The organism is Enterococcus sp. DIV1067f, from assembly GCF_050543505.1.
GTDB lineage: Bacteria > Bacillota > Bacilli > Lactobacillales > Enterococcaceae > Enterococcus_D > Enterococcus_D entomosocium.
The window spans coordinates 943,519-961,462 of record NZ_CP172940.1; the positions used below are offsets into that span (position 1 = coordinate 943,519).

The 17,944-nt window shown below is 44.4% G+C and carries 11 protein-coding genes; 5 read left to right on the top strand and 6 right to left on the bottom strand.

The window, feature by feature from the left end; genetic code table 11:
* From IGJ42_RS04405 to IGJ42_RS04425, 5 genes are all read left to right on the top strand, one after another.
* Complete coding sequence (locus IGJ42_RS04405; RefSeq protein WP_016613826.1) at positions 1-783, top strand: RNA-binding protein; 783 nt, start codon at positions 1-3, stop codon at positions 781-783.
* Positions 784-803: 20 nt separating this feature from the next.
* On the top strand, positions 804-1,559 hold the full coding sequence (locus IGJ42_RS04410; protein WP_005237274.1) for a DivIVA domain-containing protein: 756 nt from the start codon (positions 804-806) through the stop codon (positions 1,557-1,559).
* A 668-nt stretch (positions 1,560-2,227) separates the two neighbouring features.
* Complete coding sequence (gene ileS, locus IGJ42_RS04415) at positions 2,228-5,023, top strand: isoleucine--tRNA ligase (protein WP_086332117.1); 2,796 nt, start codon at positions 2,228-2,230, stop codon at positions 5,021-5,023.
* Between the two features lie 364 nt (positions 5,024-5,387).
* Positions 5,388-9,893, top strand: coding sequence for a glutamate synthase large subunit (gene gltB, locus IGJ42_RS04420; protein ID WP_086332118.1), 4,506 nt, complete (start codon positions 5,388-5,390; stop codon positions 9,891-9,893).
* A gap of 1 nt (position 9,894) precedes the next feature.
* Positions 9,895-11,334, top strand: a complete 1,440-nt coding sequence (locus tag IGJ42_RS04425; RefSeq protein WP_086332119.1) for a glutamate synthase subunit beta — start codon at positions 9,895-9,897, stop codon at positions 11,332-11,334.
* Positions 11,335-11,417: 83 nt separating this feature from the next.
* On the opposite strand, the gene vanS is transcribed toward IGJ42_RS04425, so the two are convergent.
* From vanS to IGJ42_RS04455, 6 genes are all read right to left on the bottom strand, one after another.
* A complete protein-coding gene (gene vanS, locus IGJ42_RS04430) occupies positions 11,418-12,548 on the bottom strand; it encodes a vancomycin resistance histidine kinase VanS (protein ID WP_422705364.1) in 1,131 nt (376 codons plus the stop codon).
* A complete protein-coding gene (gene vanR-C, locus IGJ42_RS04435; RefSeq protein ID WP_034872470.1) occupies positions 12,538-13,233 on the bottom strand; it encodes a vancomycin resistance response regulator transcription factor VanR-C in 696 nt (231 codons plus the stop codon). The genes vanS and vanR-C overlap by 11 nt, the downstream gene beginning before the upstream one ends.
* 98 nt (positions 13,234-13,331) lie before the next feature.
* The gene (vanT, locus tag IGJ42_RS04440; RefSeq protein ID WP_086332120.1) at positions 13,332-15,434 is read right to left on the bottom strand and encodes a membrane-bound serine racemase VanT; all 2,103 of its coding nucleotides are present in this window, start codon (positions 15,432-15,434) and stop codon (positions 13,332-13,334) included.
* The gene (gene vanXY, locus IGJ42_RS04445; protein ID WP_086332121.1) at positions 15,431-16,003 is read right to left on the bottom strand and encodes a D,D-carboxypeptidase/D,D-dipeptidase VanXY; all 573 of its coding nucleotides are present in this window, start codon (positions 16,001-16,003) and stop codon (positions 15,431-15,433) included. Before vanXY ends, vanT begins: the two co-directional genes overlap by 4 nt.
* Entirely contained in the window at positions 16,000-17,052 is a 1,053-nt protein-coding gene (vanC, locus tag IGJ42_RS04450; protein WP_086332122.1) for a D-alanine--D-serine ligase VanC, read from the bottom strand. Before vanC ends, vanXY begins: the two co-directional genes overlap by 4 nt.
* Positions 17,053-17,397: 345 nt before the next feature.
* Positions 17,398-17,943, bottom strand: a complete 546-nt coding sequence (locus IGJ42_RS04455; protein ID WP_176256979.1) for a TIGR01440 family protein — start codon at positions 17,941-17,943, stop codon at positions 17,398-17,400.
* Between the last annotated feature and the right edge of the window lies 1 nt (position 17,944).

Below are 17,944 nucleotides of genomic sequence, written 5' to 3' on the forward strand. Positions count from 1 at the left end.
GTGAACGCAAATGTCTATCAACATTTTCGAAACGATGAACGCCCTTTTATTGATTCCGCTCAAGGATGGATCGAACAAGTGCAAATGCAGTATGCGCCTTACTTGACTGATTTTTTAGATCCGAGACAAGCGTATATCTTAGAAAGCTTGATTCGTCAATCAACGGATTTAAGTTTCCGCTTTTTTGGTGGATATGAAGCTGCTGAGAGACGACGTTGTTTGATTTATCCCGATTACTATGAGCCCACCACCGATGAGTTTGACATGACTTTATTTACGATTCAATACCCGAAAAAATTTACGGTGTTGAGTCATGGAAAAGTTTTAGGCACATTAATGGGGACTGGAGTCAAGAGGGAATACTTTGGAGACATTCTTTCCGATGGTGAAATATGGCAAGTATTCGTTGCCACTGAAGTCAGTCATTTTATTCAACTCCAAGTGGATAAAATCGGTAACGTATCCGTTCGATTGGAAGAAACAAAATATACCGATTTGATCGTGCCTAAAGATGGTTGGACCGAGGAAAGAGAAACGGTTAGCTCATTGCGTCTTGATACAGTGATCTCTGCCGTGTACAACATCTCTCGTCAGCGTTCGAAACAGTTGATCGAATCAGGAAAAGTAAAAGTAAACTGGACAGAAGCATTACGACCAGATTTTGTTCTGGATTTACTGGATATCGTTTCAGTAAGAGGATTTGGTCGGATTCAAATACAGGGGTTAGAAGGAACCACGAAAAAAGAAAAAGTTAGATTGTTATTAGGTGTATTACGTAAATAAATCAAAGAGGTGTATAGAATATGGCATTAACTCCATTAGACATTCAAAATAAAAACTTTTCAGTAAAAATGAGAGGCTACAACCAAGATGAAGTCGATGACTTCTTGGATATGATCGTTCGTGATTATGAAGAAGCCGTTCAACGCAATCGTGAGTTAGAAAAATCGTTGAAACACGCAGAAGAAAAACTTGAATATTTCAATGAATTGAAAGATGCCTTGAATCAATCCATTATCGTGGCTCAAGATACGGCGGATAAAGTAAAAACAAGCGCAAGCAAAGAATCAGAAGTAATCGTTACTTCTGCTCAAAACCGTGCGGATGAAATGGTTGCTACTGCAGAAAAACATGCGCATGCCTTGATGACCTCAGCGGAAGAAAAAGCCAAAGAGATTTTGACGGATGCAACCGACAATGCCCGTCAATTGGCGACAGAAACAAATGACTTGAAGAAGAAAACCAGAGTCTTCCATAACAACTTATTAGTTATGTTGCAAACGCAATTAGAACAAGTGAAGAGTCCTGAGTGGGAAGAAATTTTGGCGCCATTTTCAAGCTATGTACAAGATTCCCACCAAGTGATCAGAGAAGTTTTGTCAAAAGAACTTGACAGTGAAAATGGTTCTGGAGTAAACTCAGAAGCAGTGGAAACATTTGATGTGGACATTGTTGAATCAGATGAAAAAATCGTTGATGTAAGTGAAAGCCCTGAAGTGAAAACATTAGATGATGCGAGAAACTTATTAGACGAATTGAACAAGACAGATAATAACTAAGACACAGAACAGAAAAATTTCTTATATTTTTCAAGCGAGTTTGGGAGAGTGGAAGCCAAATAAAACCCTGTAAGAAATCAGATCATCTGTGAGTTGCGTTCTTGAAAGAGCTGACTTTTCAAAGACTCGAGTAGAGAACGACGCCTGATCCCGTTACCGATCATCAAAGAATTGTCAACCGACAATAAAATTTGGGTGGTACCACGAACACGTTCGTCCCTTACCAGGGACGGACGTGTTTTTTGCTGTGAATCACTGCGATTGGTCCGCAAAGCGGAACAGAGCAGATGATGAACAGTACTAGGCGACCGCAGGGAGCGTAGTAACCGTACTAGGAATCACTATGATTGGCTTGCGAAGGAAGACAGAATAGATGATGAACAGTACTAGGCGACCATAGGGAGCGTAGTAACCGTACTAGGAATCACTAGGATTGGTCCGCAAAGCGGAACAGAGCAGATGATGAACAGTACTAGGCGACTGCCGGGATCGTAGTAACCAAACGAGGAATCACTAGGATTGATTTTTAAAAATCAGTGAGACCTAAACACAAGGAAGTCATGGCAACCTATCCATTTTGATACGTCAATAGAAGCAATCGGTTGATCGAGTCGATGGATTTTGAAACTATACCAAAACGTTGAGAGACGAAAAGGAGCGAAACAAGAATGAAAATGAAAGAAACACTGCATCTTGGAAAAACCGCTTTTCCAATGCGAGGCAACTTGCCGAACCGCGAAGTGGATTGGCAAAAAGAATGGGAAGAAAATCAATTGTATCAACGTCGTCAAGAATTAAATGAAGGCAAGCCAACCTTTGTCTTACACGATGGCCCTCCCTACGCAAATGGAAATATCCATATCGGACATTCATTAAACAAAATCAGTAAAGACATCATCGTACGTTCCAAATCGATGTCAGGTTTCCGTTCCCCTTATGTACCTGGTTGGGATACTCATGGTTTACCGATCGAACAAGTACTGACCAATAAAGGGATCAAGCGCAAAGAAATGAGCTTGGCAGAATATCGCAAAAAATGTGAAGAATATGCTTTGACACAAGTGGATACACAAAGAGCTGATTTCAAACGTTTAGGCGTTTCTGGTGACTGGGATCATCCATATATCACATTGACACCAGATTATGAAGCAGCAGAAATCCGCGTGTTCGGAAAAATGGCAGAAAAAGGCTACATCTACAAAGGATTGAAACCAATTTACTGGTCACCATCTAGTGAATCATCATTAGCAGAAGCTGAGATCGAATACAAAGATGTGAAATCACCATCGATCTATGTGGCTTTCCCAGTAGCAGATGGCAAAGATTTGCTTGATTCAGATACATCTTTTGTTATCTGGACGACGACGCCATGGACCTTACCAGCGAATCTAGGAATCTCTGTGAATCCAACCTTTGCCTATGTTCAAATCTTGGCCGATGGCCGCAAATTCGTCGTGGCAAAAGATTTATTAGAAACCGTGACGAATGAGATCGGTTGGGAATCTGTCGAAGTATTACAAGAATTGGCTGGCGATCAATTGGAAAAAATGACGGCACAACATCCTTTTTATGATCGTACGTCTCTATTGATGTTAGGGGACCATGTGACATTGGATGCCGGTACTGGTTTGGTCCACACTGCACCAGGACACGGGGAAGATGACTACATCGTCAGCAAAAAATATGGTCTAGATGTCTTATCACCAGTCGATAGCCGTGGGGTCTTCACAGAAGAAGCACCAGGATTTGAAGGGGTCTTTTATGACAAAGCCAATCCAATGATCACTGAGCTTTTAGAAGAAAAAGGAGCCCTACTAAAACTAAACTTCTTTACTCACAGCTATCCACATGATTGGCGGACGAAAAAACCAGTCATCTATCGGGCAACACCACAATGGTTTGCGTCTATTGATAAGTTCCGCCAAAATATTTTGGATGAAATCGAAAAAGTAGATTGGATCATTCCATGGGGCAAAACTCGTTTATACAATATGATTCGCGACCGCGGCGACTGGGTGATCTCTCGTCAACGTGCGTGGGGCGTTCCGTTGCCAATCTTTTATGCAGAAAACGGCGAAGCCATCATTACGCCTGAAACGATCGAGCATGTGGCAAACTTGTTTGCTGAACATGGTTCAACGATTTGGTTTGAAAAAGAAGCAGAAGAATTACTGCCAGCTGGCTTCACGCATCCGGGCTCACCAAATGGCAAATTCTCGAAAGAGACTGACATCATGGATGTTTGGTTTGATTCAGGTTCTTCTCACGAAGCCGTGTTACGTCAACGTCCAGAATTGACGTTCCCAGCTGACATGTACTTGGAAGGTTCTGACCAATATCGTGGGTGGTTCAACTCAAGTATCACGACTAGTGTTGCGATCAATGAAGTCGCACCATATAAAGCCGTCTTGTCTCAAGGCTTCACCTTAGATGGCGAAGGTCGCAAGATGAGTAAATCTCTTGGTAATACCATTGCACCAGAAAAAGTGATCAATCAAATGGGTGCGGATATTTTGCGTCTTTGGGTCAGCAGTGTTGACTACGAAGCGGATGTCCGAGTGTCTATGGATATCTTGAATCAAGTGTCAGAAGTCTATCGGAAGATTCGCAATACCATGCGTTTCTTATTAGCGAACACGAGTGATTTTGATCCAGCAAAAGACAGCGTACCTTTTGAAAACTTGCGTTCTGTCGATAAATACATGATGGTTCGTTTGAATCAAACCATCAAAACGATTCGGGAAGATGGCTATGAAAAATATAACTTCTTGCATATTTACCGGACAGTCATCAACTTCTTGACAGTCGATATGTCGTCCTTCTATTTGGATTTTGCGAAAGATGTCGTTTATATCGAAGCTGAAAATGATTTCCAACGTCGCGCCATGCAAACCGTCTTCTATCAAACAGCGGTTGCATTGACGAAATTATTGACACCGATCATTCCGCATACCGCAGAAGAAATCTGGTCACACTTGAAAGAAGAAGAGGAATACGTACAGTTAGCGGAGTTCCCTGGCTATGATACATTTGCTAACCAAGAAGAACTGCTCGATCTTTGGCGGGCCTTCCTTGGTTTCCGTGACAATGTCTTAAAAGCATTAGAAGAAGCGCGTAATGCAAAATTGATCGGAAAGTCCTTTGAAGCGAAAGTCACTGTTTATCCAACTGAGCCAGTTGCGGCATTGCTAAAAGCTATCGATTCAGATATTGCACAACTGCTGATCATTTCACCAGACTTCTTAACGATCAAAGAAGTCGGTGAAGCAGCTCCTGAAGCGGCATATCAATTTGAGGATGTGGCGATCTTAGTTGAAAAAGCCGAAGGGGAAGTATGTGAACGTTGTCGCCAAATCCGGGTAGATGTTGGTGTAGAAGAGCAACTGCCAACACTTTGTGGGCATTGTGCAACCATCGTCAAAGAAAACTATCCCGAAGCAGTTGCAGAAGGCTTTGAAAAATAATAGAACGAAAAAAGATGACCCATTGCGGGTCATCTTTTTTGCGCTTGCTCATTCTTATTCCTTGAGAATGGGAGAAAAACGCACGTTTCTGACATGAATATGAGAAAATAGGTGGCAATTGATAACGATTCTCATTTGTTTGCAATAATTTTTCGACAGTTTATTGTATAATAAAAAAACCTTACTAGACGAAGTTTCTTCCTTAAGGTCTGTAGGCAATTGTTTGTTCGAGATGGAGTATTTCACTGTCAACAGAAGAAACCAACGAGCTCGGATCAAGTAAAAAAAACTTGCCAGATAGAAAAACAGGTTGTAAACTGTTAAAAATCGGAATATTCAGAATATTGAAAGAAAGTGTGATTCCATGAGTGATTTAGAGATGATGAGGAAAACGAACCAAACGATGTACGATGCCGCTTTTGAAAAAGATGCTTGTGGGATGGGGTTTATTGCACAAAAAGATGGTCGCTATTCCCGAGAACTTGTGCAAAATGCCTTAACAATGTTAGAACGGATGAACCACCGAGGGGGAACTGGCGCTGAACCTGACACAGGTGACGGAGCTGGAATTTTGATGGCAATGCCTGACCCATTTTTTCAACAGCGAGCAAAAGAGGCCGAAATCCCATTGCCTGAAAAAGGTGCCTATGCTGTTGGGATGTTTTTTTTACCGAAAGAAAAGCTCCGAGCAGCACAGGTCCAAGAAGAAGTAACTAAAGACATTCAACAAATGGGTTTTACCGTTTTATGGCAACGGGATGTGCCTTATGATTATTATCAGTGTGGACCGGGGGCGCAAAAAGTCATGCCCTCATTTGTGCAAGTCTTTATTGAAAAACCTGTCGATGTAGCTGCTGGCCGTCCCTTTGAAGATCAGCTTTACCGGCTACGACGTAAACTGGAAAAAACGTATCATACTGATGAGTTGTCTATCTGCAGCTTGTCCAGTAAGACAGTTGTTTATAAAGGAATGCTGCATGCCTATCAAGTTGGCTTATTTTTCAAAGATCTTCAAAGCCCAGAAATGACCTCTTGTATCGCATTGACCCATTCTCGTTTTTCGACAAATACCTTTCCAAGCTGGAGTCGGGCGCAACCTTTTCGTTTCTTAGCCCATAATGGCGAAATCAACACGTTACGCGGGGCAGAAAATTGGATGCATGGACATCAGATCGAAGTCTATGATGATGAAAATTCTGATTCGGCGAAACTAGAAAATTGTATGGAATATTTGTACCGTCAAGGGCGAGATATTCCTCAAGCACTGTTGATGATGGTGCCAGAAGCGTGGTCAAAAGAAGCTGGATTGTCGCCGGAGCTGACGGCTTTTAATGAGTACAACGCAAGCTTTATGGCTCCTTGGGATGGACCGGCAGCTTTATGTTTTACAGATGGGGATTTGGTAGGGGCTGCACTCGATCGAAATGGGTTACGGCCATCTCGCTACTCGATCACGAAAACTGGTTTTGTGGTCGTGGCCTCTGAGTCAGGTGTTGTCGATTTGCCAGCATCGGAAGTGATTGAAAAAGGGGTGCTTGGACCAGCAAATATGTTTTTGGTGGATACCAAAAAAGGAGTGATCTTACGCAATCAAGAAATCAAAGCTCATTATGCGAATGCCCATCCTTACCAGGAGTGGCTAGCGGATCACTTATTGATACCAGAGCTGCTTCCTGAGACTGAGAAGCAGGAGGAAACAGCAGATGATGCGATCCAGACCCTTTGGAAACGAAATGGTTACACGGATGAGATCATTCGCACGTTGATTTTACCAATGGCTCAAACGGGAGAAGAACCAGTGATCTCCATGGGGTTTGATTCACCCTTAGCTATTTTGAGCGAACGTCCCCAATCCTTGTTTACGTACTTCAAGCAACAATTCGCCCAAGTGACCAATCCGCCAATCGATGCGATTCGCGAAAAATTGGTGATCGGTACCGAGCTGTTTTTAGGTCGAGATGGGGATGTTTCAAAGGACATTCGAATCAATTGTAATAAGCTGAAGATTGCTAGTCCGGTGTTAAAAACGAGTGAATATGAAAAAATCAAACAGTTAGATCAAAATGGTCAAAAAGCGGCTTTACAGTCGATTCTTTATGATTATGTACCAGAAAACGGGGCAGCTTTGCAACAAGCGTTAGAAGCGCTTTTTAAAGAGACGGAGCAAAAAATCGATTCTGGGGCAACGATCGTCATTTTAAGTGATCGGGAAGTCATCCAAGCGCAAGAAGGAAAAGTGGCGATTCCGATTCTCTTGGCGGTATCAGGTCTGCACAATTACTTGGTGCGAAAAGGCAAACGTTCCTTGGCATCAATCGTTGCGGATACTGCGGAAGTCTGTGAGGTCCATCATTATGCCATGTTAGTCGGCTACGGAGTAAGTGGGGTCCACCCTTATGGGGCTTACCAGACATTGGCGCATTTTGAGCTTTCAGAGAAGATCGAAAGTTACCGTAAAGCATGTGAAAAGGGCATTGTCAAAATCATGTCACGAATGGGGATTTCAACGATCGCCGGTTACCATGGGGCGCAATTGTTTGAAGCTGTTGGTATCTCTGAGAAAGTCATCTCCGAATACTTTACCGGCACGGTTACTCGTATCGGTGGACTTTCATTAGCGCAAATCGAGCAAGAATACTTAATGCGTTATGAAGCGGCGTATGGCGAGAAACGCGTGGATTATCTTGATTCGGGCGGTAGTTTCCAATACAAAGCCGACGGGGAACATCATCTGTTCAATCCAAAAACGATCTATGGGTTTCAAAAAGCTGTTCGTACAGGCAGCTATGCGCTTTATAAAGAATATGCGGCGGAGATGAACCAAGACGCGTTAGAGAATCCAACGACCCTCCGTTCTATGTGGACTTTTGGGAACACGAGACGCAGTATTCCTTTAGCTGAGGTGGAACCTGTTGAAACGATCGTCAAACGGTTTAAAGTCGGCGCGATGTCTTACGGCTCTCTAAGTGAAGAGGCGCATCGCTGTATTGCTGAAGGGATGAATGCGATCGGTGCAAAATCCAACAGTGGAGAAGGTGGAGAAAATCGGAATCGTTTCAAACCAGTGAAGGGCATTAACTATAACAGTCGTATCAAACAAGTAGCTTCTGGCCGTTTTGGTGTCAATGCCGAATATTTAATGAGTGCGGACGAACTCCAAATCAAAATGGCCCAAGGGGCAAAACCTGGTGAAGGTGGTCAATTGCCAGGCAACAAAGTCTTCCCATGGGTAGCGGAGATTCGTGGCTCAACACCTGGTGTCCGACTGATTTCGCCGCCACCACATCACGACATTTATTCGATTGAAGATCTAGCCCAGCTGATCTATGACTTAAAGGCAATCAACCCGTATGCCCGCATCAATGTCAAATTGGTTTCTAGTACAGGTGTGGGTACGATCGCTACCGGTGTCGTCAAAGCCGGTGCAGACGTAGTCGTGATCTCAGGCTATGACGGTGGGACCGGTGCTTCTCCGAGAAATTCGATTCGGGATGCTGGCTTGCCTTGGGAGATGGGGCTTGCAGAAGCCCATCAAACGTTAGCTATGAATCATTTGCGGCAGCGAATGACCTTAGAGACAGATGGAAAATTAATGACGGGGCGTGACATCGCCATTGCTGCTCTTTTAGGAGCAGAAGAATATAGCTTTGCCTCTTTAGCGCTAGTTGCGATTGGTTGTGTCATGATGCGAGTTTGCAGTATCAATACATGTCCTGTCGGCATTGCTACACAGAACCCAGCGTTGCGCAAATTTTTCGCAGGGAAACCTGAGCACATCATCAATACGATGTACTTTTTAGCAGAAGATTTACGGGAAACGATGGCCGAGCTAGGGTTTCGCACGATTGATGAGATGGTAGGACACGCGGAATTGTTGACACCACGCTTCGTTGCTAAAGGCAAAGCAAAGTCATTAGACTTTTCGAAAATGATTGGGACGACGATCCCAATCGAACGCAAAGTGACCGATCCATTCCTTGAGAAACGTCAATGGCCAGAATTAGATGCTTTTGCACAAGCTGCTATCGACAACAATCAAGAAATCGTGACGAATCATACGATCAATAATGTTCAACGCTCAGTCGGCGCGCGTTTAGGAGGCTGGATCGCGGAACGTTTTGGCAATTATGAAGTTACGCCAGGTCTGTTACAGTTTACGTATCGAGGTATTGCTGGACAAAGCTTTGGGGCTTTTGCCACCCAGGGCATCCAGTTGAAACTGATCGGTGAGGCCAACGATTATGTAGCCAAAGGGTTGAGCGGTGCCCGCTTGATCATTGTGCCACCTGAAGATGCCGCTTATGACGCAGAGCATTCACCAATTGTTGGTAATGTAGCGTGCTTCGGGGCAAATCGAGGCGAAGGCTATTTCCGAGGCATTGCTGGCGAACGCTTTTGTGTTCGTAACAGTGGAGCCAATGTCGTTGTCGAAGGTGTTGGCGATCATGGCTGTGAGTACATGACTGGCGGTGTTGTGGTGATATTAGGAAAAACCGGCCGCAACTTCGGTGCTGGAATGTCCGGTGGCGTGGCGTATGTTTACGACCCCGATCAAACCTTTGCCGATAAATGCAATCGGGAAATGGTCGATTTATATCGGATTGGCGAAAGCGGCGATGACCACCAACTAAAAGAGATGATCCAGCAGCATTTCGCCTATACAGATTCATTGAAGGCGGCTGAGATCCTAGAAGATTGGGAAAATCAGCAGCACCATTTCATCAAAGTCTATCCGACAGAATACCATCAGATGATCCAAGCGACGGAGACCTTGGCGGACCAAGGGTTTGTCGGAGATGAACTTGTGACGAAAGCCTTCGAAGCTGTCGTCGGTCCACAATTGACCATCCCAGGAAAGGAGCGTGACTAATATGGCAGATCCATTTGGTTTTTTAAAGTACCCAAGAGTAGAAAATCCTACCCGACCAGTGGCAGAACGAATCGAAGACTGGCAAGAATTACAGACGCCATTGCCTGAAAATGAGCGTCAAGAGCAAGCAGCACGCTGTATGAACTGCGGGATTCCTTTTTGTCATACCGGTTCTTTTTACGGGGGGCAACGAGCGGTTTCAGGTTGTCCCAATGACAACCTGATTCCTGAATGGAATGACTTGGTTTATCAAGGGCGTTTCCAAGCCGCTTTTGAGCGTCTTGCCAAAACCAACCCATTACCTGAAATGACTGGTCGTGTTTGTCCAGCTCCTTGTGAAAAAGGCTGTACCGAAGCACTGAATGGCTCAGGTGTCACGATCCACGACAATGAACGCTTTATTATCGATACTGCTTTTGAAAATGATTGGGTCAAAGCCTCGGGATTGCCTCAAGAAGCGACTGGGTTCAAAGTTGCCATCGTCGGCAGCGGACCAGCTGGTTTATCCGCTGCATGGCGCTTGAATCAACTAGGGCATCAAGTGACGGTCTATGAACGCAGTGATCGCTTTGGCGGTTTACTGATGTACGGTATTCCAAATATGAAATTAGATAAAGACGTCGTTCAGCGACGGATTGACTTGATGGCAGAGCTAGGCGTGACCTTTGTCGCTAATACGGAGATCGGTCGTGACTTGTCAGCAGAAGAATTGGCCGCTCAGTATGATCGGGTCATCTTGGCAACAGGAGCTAGTGTTCCTCGTGACTTGAAGATTCCAGGTCGTGAATTGACTGGGGTGCAATTTGCAGTCGATTATCTGACGGAAGCAACCAAAGATGTGTTAAAGCATGGCAAAGCGGCAACAAGTAAAAAACTTGCTGGCAAGCATGTTATCGTGATTGGTGGCGGCGACACTGGAAATGACTGTATTGGTTCAGCGATTCGGCAAGGAGCCGCTTCTGTGCGTCAATTGGAGATCACGCCCCAACTGCCATTGACACGGACCAACAGCAATCCTTGGCCAGAATACCCAATGACAGCTCGCACAGGATATGGGCAAGAAGAAGCGGCTGAAGTGCTACAAACACAAGTGACGTATCATGGAGTGTCCACAACGGCCTTTATCGGCGCCGAACGCGGCCAGTTGATCGCCATCGAAACGGTCTCAGTAGATCAACAGTTTCAGCCGATCCCTGGCACAGAGCAAGTGATCAAGGCGGATTTGGTCTTGCTGGCAATGGGCTTTGTTGGTGCAGAGACCCAACTCTTCGATGCCTTTGGTGTGCGAGAAGTGTACGATGATTACACGACGAACAATGAACGAGTGTTAGTCGCAGGAGATGCCAAAAGAGGACCGAGTTTAGTCATCTGGGCGATTCGTGAAGGACGCTTAGCGGCAGAAAAAGTCGATCAAGCATTACGATCTTTGGTGTATCAATAAGCAATCAATAAAAAACAACCTGAGCAGCTATTCCTCCTTCTGAATTAGAAGGGGAGCAGCGAAATGCTCAGGTTGTTTGCCTGTTAAGCGGTTGGTTCAGATGGATGGGGCTTTGACCGCTGTTCATTTTTTTCCATTGCTGCCTTCGGTAGGCGAATCGAAAAGACGATGGTTTCATCACGGCTTTCCGCCCAGATCTTTCCACCTAATGCTTCAACGATTTCTTTGGCGATCGGCAAACCAAGACCCGTCCCACCCGTCGCTGTTGCTCGGGAAGCATCCATTCGGTAGAAAGGCTCAAAAATCAAATCGATCTTTTCAGCTGGGATCGTTTTTCCTTGATTGGTCAAACGAATCAGGATATCATCAGACTCGCTGATGGCTAATCGCAAAGGGGAGTTAGGATAGCTATAATTGATGGCATTGCGGATCAAGTTATCAAAAACGCGTTCCATTTTCTCCGTATCAACGGTTGCAAAGACTTTCTTCTGTAGCTGAAGTTGCCAATGGAGGTTTTTTTCTTCTAACAGCGGCAAAAATTCAAACGTCAACTGTTCCAGCATCAAGCTCAGATCCGTGGTTTCCGTTTGCAAGGCGATCGTTGTAAGATTAAAGCGGGTGATTTCGAAAAATTCGCTGATCAATAGTTCCAGCCGTTGGGCTTTTTGCAAGGCGATCTTCGTATAGCGTGCGCGTAGTTCGGTAGAAAGCTGCGGTTCCTCTTCTAAAAGCGTCAAATAGCCGATCACACTGGTCAAAGGCGTTCGTAAATCATGTGCGAGATAGACGATCAAATCATTTTTTCGTTGTTCCGCTTCTTTGGCGGCTCGTTGATCCTGTAAGTTTTTCTCTCGCAACTGGTTCATTTCTTCTTGCACATCAATCATATTGCTGGAAAGAACGATTCGCTTCGTGGGTTCGGCAATCAGTTGGTTTGTGGCTTGGATCGTTTCATTCAAATAACTGATAGCTTTACTCATATAATAAATCGTTGTGCTCACCCAAATCAGCAAGGCACCGATCGCTAGACAGACGAGCCAATAATCAGCAAAAAGCCGTAATATTTGATAAATGGGCTCATAGCCGTACCAAACCCTCAATCCTGCTACAAAGCGAACAGTTAAAGGGATCAGAATCAAAAGGAGCATTAAAACACCTGTGGTGATAAAGTATTGAGTCAAAAGTTTCCGGATCAATGGACTTCTATTTTTCAATGATATAGCCGACCCCCCATACGGTTTTGATTAATTTCGGTTTGCGGGGTTGTTCGTTCAGTTTTTCCCGCAAACGGGCGATATGTGCCATCACTGTGTTATTGTTGTCTAAATACTTTTCTTTCCAAACTGCTTCAAAAAGGGTTTCCGAGGCAACGACCGATCCTTGGTGTTCAAATAAGTAAAGCAAGATTTTAAATTCGATGGGGGTCAAGAAAACCTCTTTGCCATAAAGAAAACATTGGTGGCTGTTGATTTTCAACAGTAAGCCTTCCTTTTCGTATTCTTCAATCTTCTGCGGAACAGCTGACTGATTGTATCGTTGGTATCGCCGTAGTTGCGTTTTGACCCGAGCAACAACTTCTAATGGATTGAAGGGTTTCGTCACATAATCATCTGCACCTAGACTTAGACCGGTAATTTTATCCAGATCTTCTCCTTTGGCAGTGAGCATCAGTACTGGAAAAAAGTGGGTTTTGCGAATGGTCTGTAACAGCTGAAAGCCGTCGATATCCGGCAGCATCACATCTAAAACTGCCACATCGACTGTTTCTTTTTCGAGATAAGCCAAAGCACTCGTTCCATCATAAAAAGGTTCTACTTGAAAGCCTTCATTCCTTAGAAACGTCGTGACTAACTCGGCGATTTCTTTTTCATCATCAACAACAATTATTTTTTCTGCCATCCTTGATTCACTCCAACTATCTACGATCTTTTTTCATTTAAACTACCATTTACTCTACCCACATCATACCGTAATCGGTAAGCGAATGCATTCGTTTTCTACTTTGACATTGAAGGGACGCGGGAACCTAGTCGACTGATCAATTCATTGGGAATGGTTTGTGCTTGATCAGCTGTATTCGTCCAATCGCTGATTACTTCTAACCAACTTTCGACCGCCAGTTCTGGATAGTCCGTTAAATCGATCAAGAGCATATCCATACAAATCAACCCAACCTGCGGGAGTAAAACCCCTTGATAAGACAATTGGAATCCTTGATTTGATAGGGCACGGGGGACTCCGTCACAGTAGCCGATACTAACGATCCCAATCGTGGTAGGTCGATCAAAAACAGTGGCTAGTCCATAGCCGATCGCTTCACCAGCGGCGACTGTTTTTTTGTCCACTAGTAAGGCTTTTAGGGTCAGAATCGGCTGTACGTTTATCTTCTGTTTTGTTGGTTCATTCGGGACACTCAGGGAACCAGTTAAAAGAATACCCGGGCGCACATAATCATAGTGTTTCTCTGGATAATTCAAAATGCCGTAACTGCTTTGCAGATGTGTCAGTCCATAGGCGATATTTCTAGCGGATAAGCCAGCCAACAGATCATCAAAACAAGTGATTTGGGCTTGTGTCCGCAAGATACTTGCCGTATCCAGCTGATCTGAAGAGCCTAGATGGGAAAAAATGCCCGTGATCTTGAGAGATGGCAAGGCGTAAAGTCCAGTAACTGTCTCAACATCAGGTGCAACGCCTAAGCGGTGCATACCAGTATCTACCGCTAAATGGCATTCGATTGGAATGCCTGTTCGGGCTAACGCTTGTCCATGCGCTTCACTGACGATAGTTTGAATTAAGGAATATCGGTTCAGCTCTTTGGCACGTTGGGCAGAAGTGTACCCTAAAATCAGTAAGCGACTTTTAATGCCAGCTCGCCTTAATTCGATGGCTTCTTCTATGGTGGCAACAGCAAAAAAATCGACGCCTACTCTTTCTAAGGTACGAGCGACCAATTGTGCATCGCAACCATAGGCATCTGCTTTAACCACCGCCATCACTTTTGTTTTTGCGGGGATCAATCGCTTGATTTCCTGCAAGTTGTGCAACAGGGCGGGGGCGGAAAATTCTTTGGCTGCCCGCTGCAAGTGGAGCGGCGTTTTTTTTGGAAACGGGAACAGCTTTTGCAAAGCAAAGAGACCATAAATCAACCCGATGGTCAATCCTAAGACCACGAAGTAATTGATTAGATTGTTTTGAAGCAAGGGCAGTTTCTGACTAAGAAAATGGGTTACTGCAATGGTATAAGGATGGAGCAAATAGAGCCAAAGGGACAGACGACCCGCTTGTTTCCAGATCACGGGTGCTTGCCATTGCTGAATGATCGGAAATAAAAACAAGAGAACGAAGGGCAAAAAGACATACATGCTGTCATGTTTAGGTGTAGTAAAGTGATGCAAGAGATAACTTTCCAGAAGCAAGCAAATAAGACTAATCATCAGATAACTATAGCGATGGGGAGAAGCAGGTTTTTTGGCAAATCTTCTGGCTAGTACCCCTAAGATCAAAAATAAGGGAGCAAAAAAAATGCCGTTGCGAGTTCCATCCAATAGTTGGAAAATCAGTGAATAGAGTGGCGTGATGGGTGTTTGTGCAGCCAGTCCAGACCAACTGTCCCCACCTAAACCAACCACATACAAACCGACAGCAATGAAAAACACCTGCTTGAAAGAAAGACGTGTCAAGAGGCCCATCACTAGTAGACCGCCGGTAATGATCGCAGGAAAATACCAAAGATGGTAAAGAATGCCGTTGACTAGCAAAGTTTGAATAAAAGTGTCTAGTGGCATGTTCAATCCTAGTATGCCGCTGTACCAAGCAAGCGGCAAAAAGAGCAGTGTGGCAATGAGATAGACTTGCAGCTGTTTTTTGATAAATAACCAGATACGTTGTCTGGCAGGATAGCTGTTTTGGGTGGCTAAATCACTGAACACATAATACCCGCTGATCATAAAAAAGAAGGGGACGGCGATTCTGAAAAGAGTCAATGTGATCAGGATATCACCATCGGGCCACAATCGATGAAGGGGCAGACAGTGGATTGCGACCACCATCATCGCTAAAATCACCCGAAACTGCTCGATTTCTTGATTCTTCTTCATGCGAACTGCCTCGCGGTTTGTTCAAGATATTGATAGTATTCTTCCAATGTCCACTGTTGACTGGCGATGATTTGACTATGAGGTAGACCGACATAACGAAAATGCCATGGTTCATAGCCAATCCCTGTAATCTCCTGTTTGTCTGCGGGATAGCGTAAAATAAATCCGTAGTTCATCATTTCCTGTGTAAATAAATCCGCCGCTGCGCTGTCACGAAACCGTGGGCAGATCAAATCACCTTGCTGGCCTTTTAAACCAACATCGATCGCTAAGCCTAACTGATGCTCGCTGCAGCCGGGCAACGCCACAAATTGTTTCGTATAGGCTAATCCATTTTCTTTTAAGGAATATTCCCATAAATGCCGTTGCTGCTTTTCGGTTCGATAGCCGTCTAATAAGCAGATCTCGTTTTCAAGTTTTAAGGCTTTGACGAGGCGTTCCCATTGTTTGGCTGCTTCAGGCTGCAAGTAAACTTCTTCTTCACTAAAAGCAGAAAGGACGAGGTGGGGCGGCTCTTGGTTTTTTTCTAATGGAAACTCTTTGCTAACTAACTGTAGATAGGGATTCATTTGCCTTCCTCCTTTGCTAAGACAAGCAGTTTTTGTAGTAGTTCTTGATAGGATAAGCCGATTGCTGCCATCATGGCAGGATAGCGGGAGTGACTCGTAAAGCCCGGCATAGTATTGATTTCATTCAAGTATAGTTCTCCTTGATCCGTGACAAAAAAGTCGATGCGAGCAAGTCCTTTAAGACCAAGACTGTGATAGAGCAGCTGAGCTTGTTCTTTGACTTTGGTTTCAATCGTTTCAGCCAATGGTGCAGGAACGGTGATCTTGGCGCTAATCAACTGGTACTTTTCTTCAAAATCGAAAAAGCCTTCTACTAATGAAATAGCGTCACAAGCACCGACAGTCAAAGAGTCGTTGCCTAAGATACCGCAACCAATCTCAACGCCAGCTATATTTTTTTGTAAGAGCACTGCTGAACAATAAGCGAAGGCTTCCTTCAAGGCAGGAGCAATTTCTTCGACACAAGTCACTTTTGTGATCCCTTTTGAGGAGCCAGCTTCATTAGGCTTAAAGAAAACCGGAAAGTCATGGGTCTGGATAAAGGCTTCGATTTGTCTTTGCTGGTTGTCTTGATTTGTCAAGAGAATCGTAGGAGCGCTTTGTACGCCAATCGCTTCTGCTGCTTGATGCAATAACCATTTGTTCATACATAATGCGGAGGCCGCCACACCGCAGCCTACATAAGGTAGTTTCATCAATTCAAACAATCCTTGGATACTGCCATCTTCCCCGTATTTGCCATGCATAATGGGAAATAAAACATCAGGTACCAACGTTTGTTGCTCTTCACTTAGCCAAAAGCCGTTTCCTTCAAAAAGCGGCTGGATTTTCTGTTTATGTTTCGTATCCAACAGCCACGTGTCTTGTCGGATGTTTTCCAGTTCTCCTGTGTACAAATACCAATCCATAGCATCTGGGGCGATCCCGATCAAAGAGAGGTCGTAATCATAGGGAGATGATTGGAGTGCTTCGATTGCGCTAGTTGCTGAGGCTAAAGAAACGGTGTATTCCGATGAATTGCCTCCAAAAATAATGGCGATTTTTTTCATATTTTTCTTCCTTCCACTTTTCGATTCTTGCTACATTCAGTCTATCAAGGAAAGAAAAAAGAAATTTACGGGCTTACTGGTATCTTTCTTTTCTTTTTGTGATGAAATTGTGACGAATTTATGACAAAAGGAAGGCGACAGCTGTCGCTCTTTTTACGCAAGAAAGGAAACAGAATTTGAAGTAGAAAAAGCTGCCATAAGATGGAGCGGAGAAAATAGTGAAAGGAGAGCACATTTAAGGAAGGAAAGGAGAGGCAATAGCAGGAACGTTGACACAAAAAAAGTACGCCGAAGCATGCTTTTTCCTTTTGAAGATGGTTTTTCGCTCATTATACGATTCGCTTATTATGCGTAATGAGCACGAGGACCACCGATATATTTGGGCCGTGATCCCAGAGCTGTGACATGGGCAGCGCCAAGGGTCTTGATAGAGGGACGGATCGGGATTTGAACATGTTTGACATGCATGCCGATCGCTGTGTCACCAATATCGATGCCAGCTTTTGCCACTATGTGCTCCACTTCAATAGGCTCATCGAACAGCTGGAAAGCCGCAACTGAGCAAGCCCCGCCTGCATGCAGCTGGGGCACTACAGCGACTTCTTCTAAGTGATAGAGCTGAGCCGTTTCACGCTCAACGGCTAAAGCCCGATTGAGGTGTTCACAGCCTTGAACGGCTAAATGAATATTTTTAGGACGCAAGATCGCTCGCAGTGTTTCGACGATGATCATGCCTACTTCTTGACTGGAATTTTTGCCAATCAAGCCGCCCACGACTTCACTTGTTGAACAGCCAAGGACAAAAAGATCGTTTTCACCAACGTTCGCTGTCGTAATGACTTCTTCAACGATCGTAGTTAAATCCGTTTTTAATTGATTGATATCTGTCATA

Bases quoted from the DNA above. Each gene is read 5' to 3' on its own strand.
- IGJ42_RS04410 (WP_005237274.1), top strand. From the start codon at position 804: ATGGCATTAACTCCATTAGACATTCAAAATAAAAACTTTTCAGTAAAA.
- ileS (WP_086332117.1), top strand. From the start codon at position 2,228: ATGAAAATGAAAGAAACACTGCATCTTGGAAAAACCGCTTTTCCAATG.
- gltB (WP_086332118.1), top strand. From the start codon at position 5,388: ATGAGTGATTTAGAGATGATGAGGAAAACGAACCAAACGATGTACGAT.
- IGJ42_RS04425 (WP_086332119.1), top strand. From the start codon at position 9,895: ATGGCAGATCCATTTGGTTTTTTAAAGTACCCAAGAGTAGAAAATCCT.
- vanR-C (WP_034872470.1), bottom strand. From the start codon at position 13,233: ATGGCAGAAAAAATAATTGTTGTTGATGATGAAAAAGAAATCGCCGAG.
- vanT (WP_086332120.1), bottom strand. From the start codon at position 15,434: ATGAAGAAGAATCAAGAAATCGAGCAGTTTCGGGTGATTTTAGCGATG.
- vanXY (WP_086332121.1), bottom strand. From the start codon at position 16,003: ATGAATCCCTATCTACAGTTAGTTAGCAAAGAGTTTCCATTAGAAAAA.
- vanC (WP_086332122.1), bottom strand. From the start codon at position 17,052: ATGAAAAAAATCGCCATTATTTTTGGAGGCAATTCATCGGAATACACC.
- IGJ42_RS04455 (WP_176256979.1), bottom strand. From the start codon at position 17,943: ATGACAGATATCAATCAATTAAAAACGGATTTAACTACGATCGTTGAA.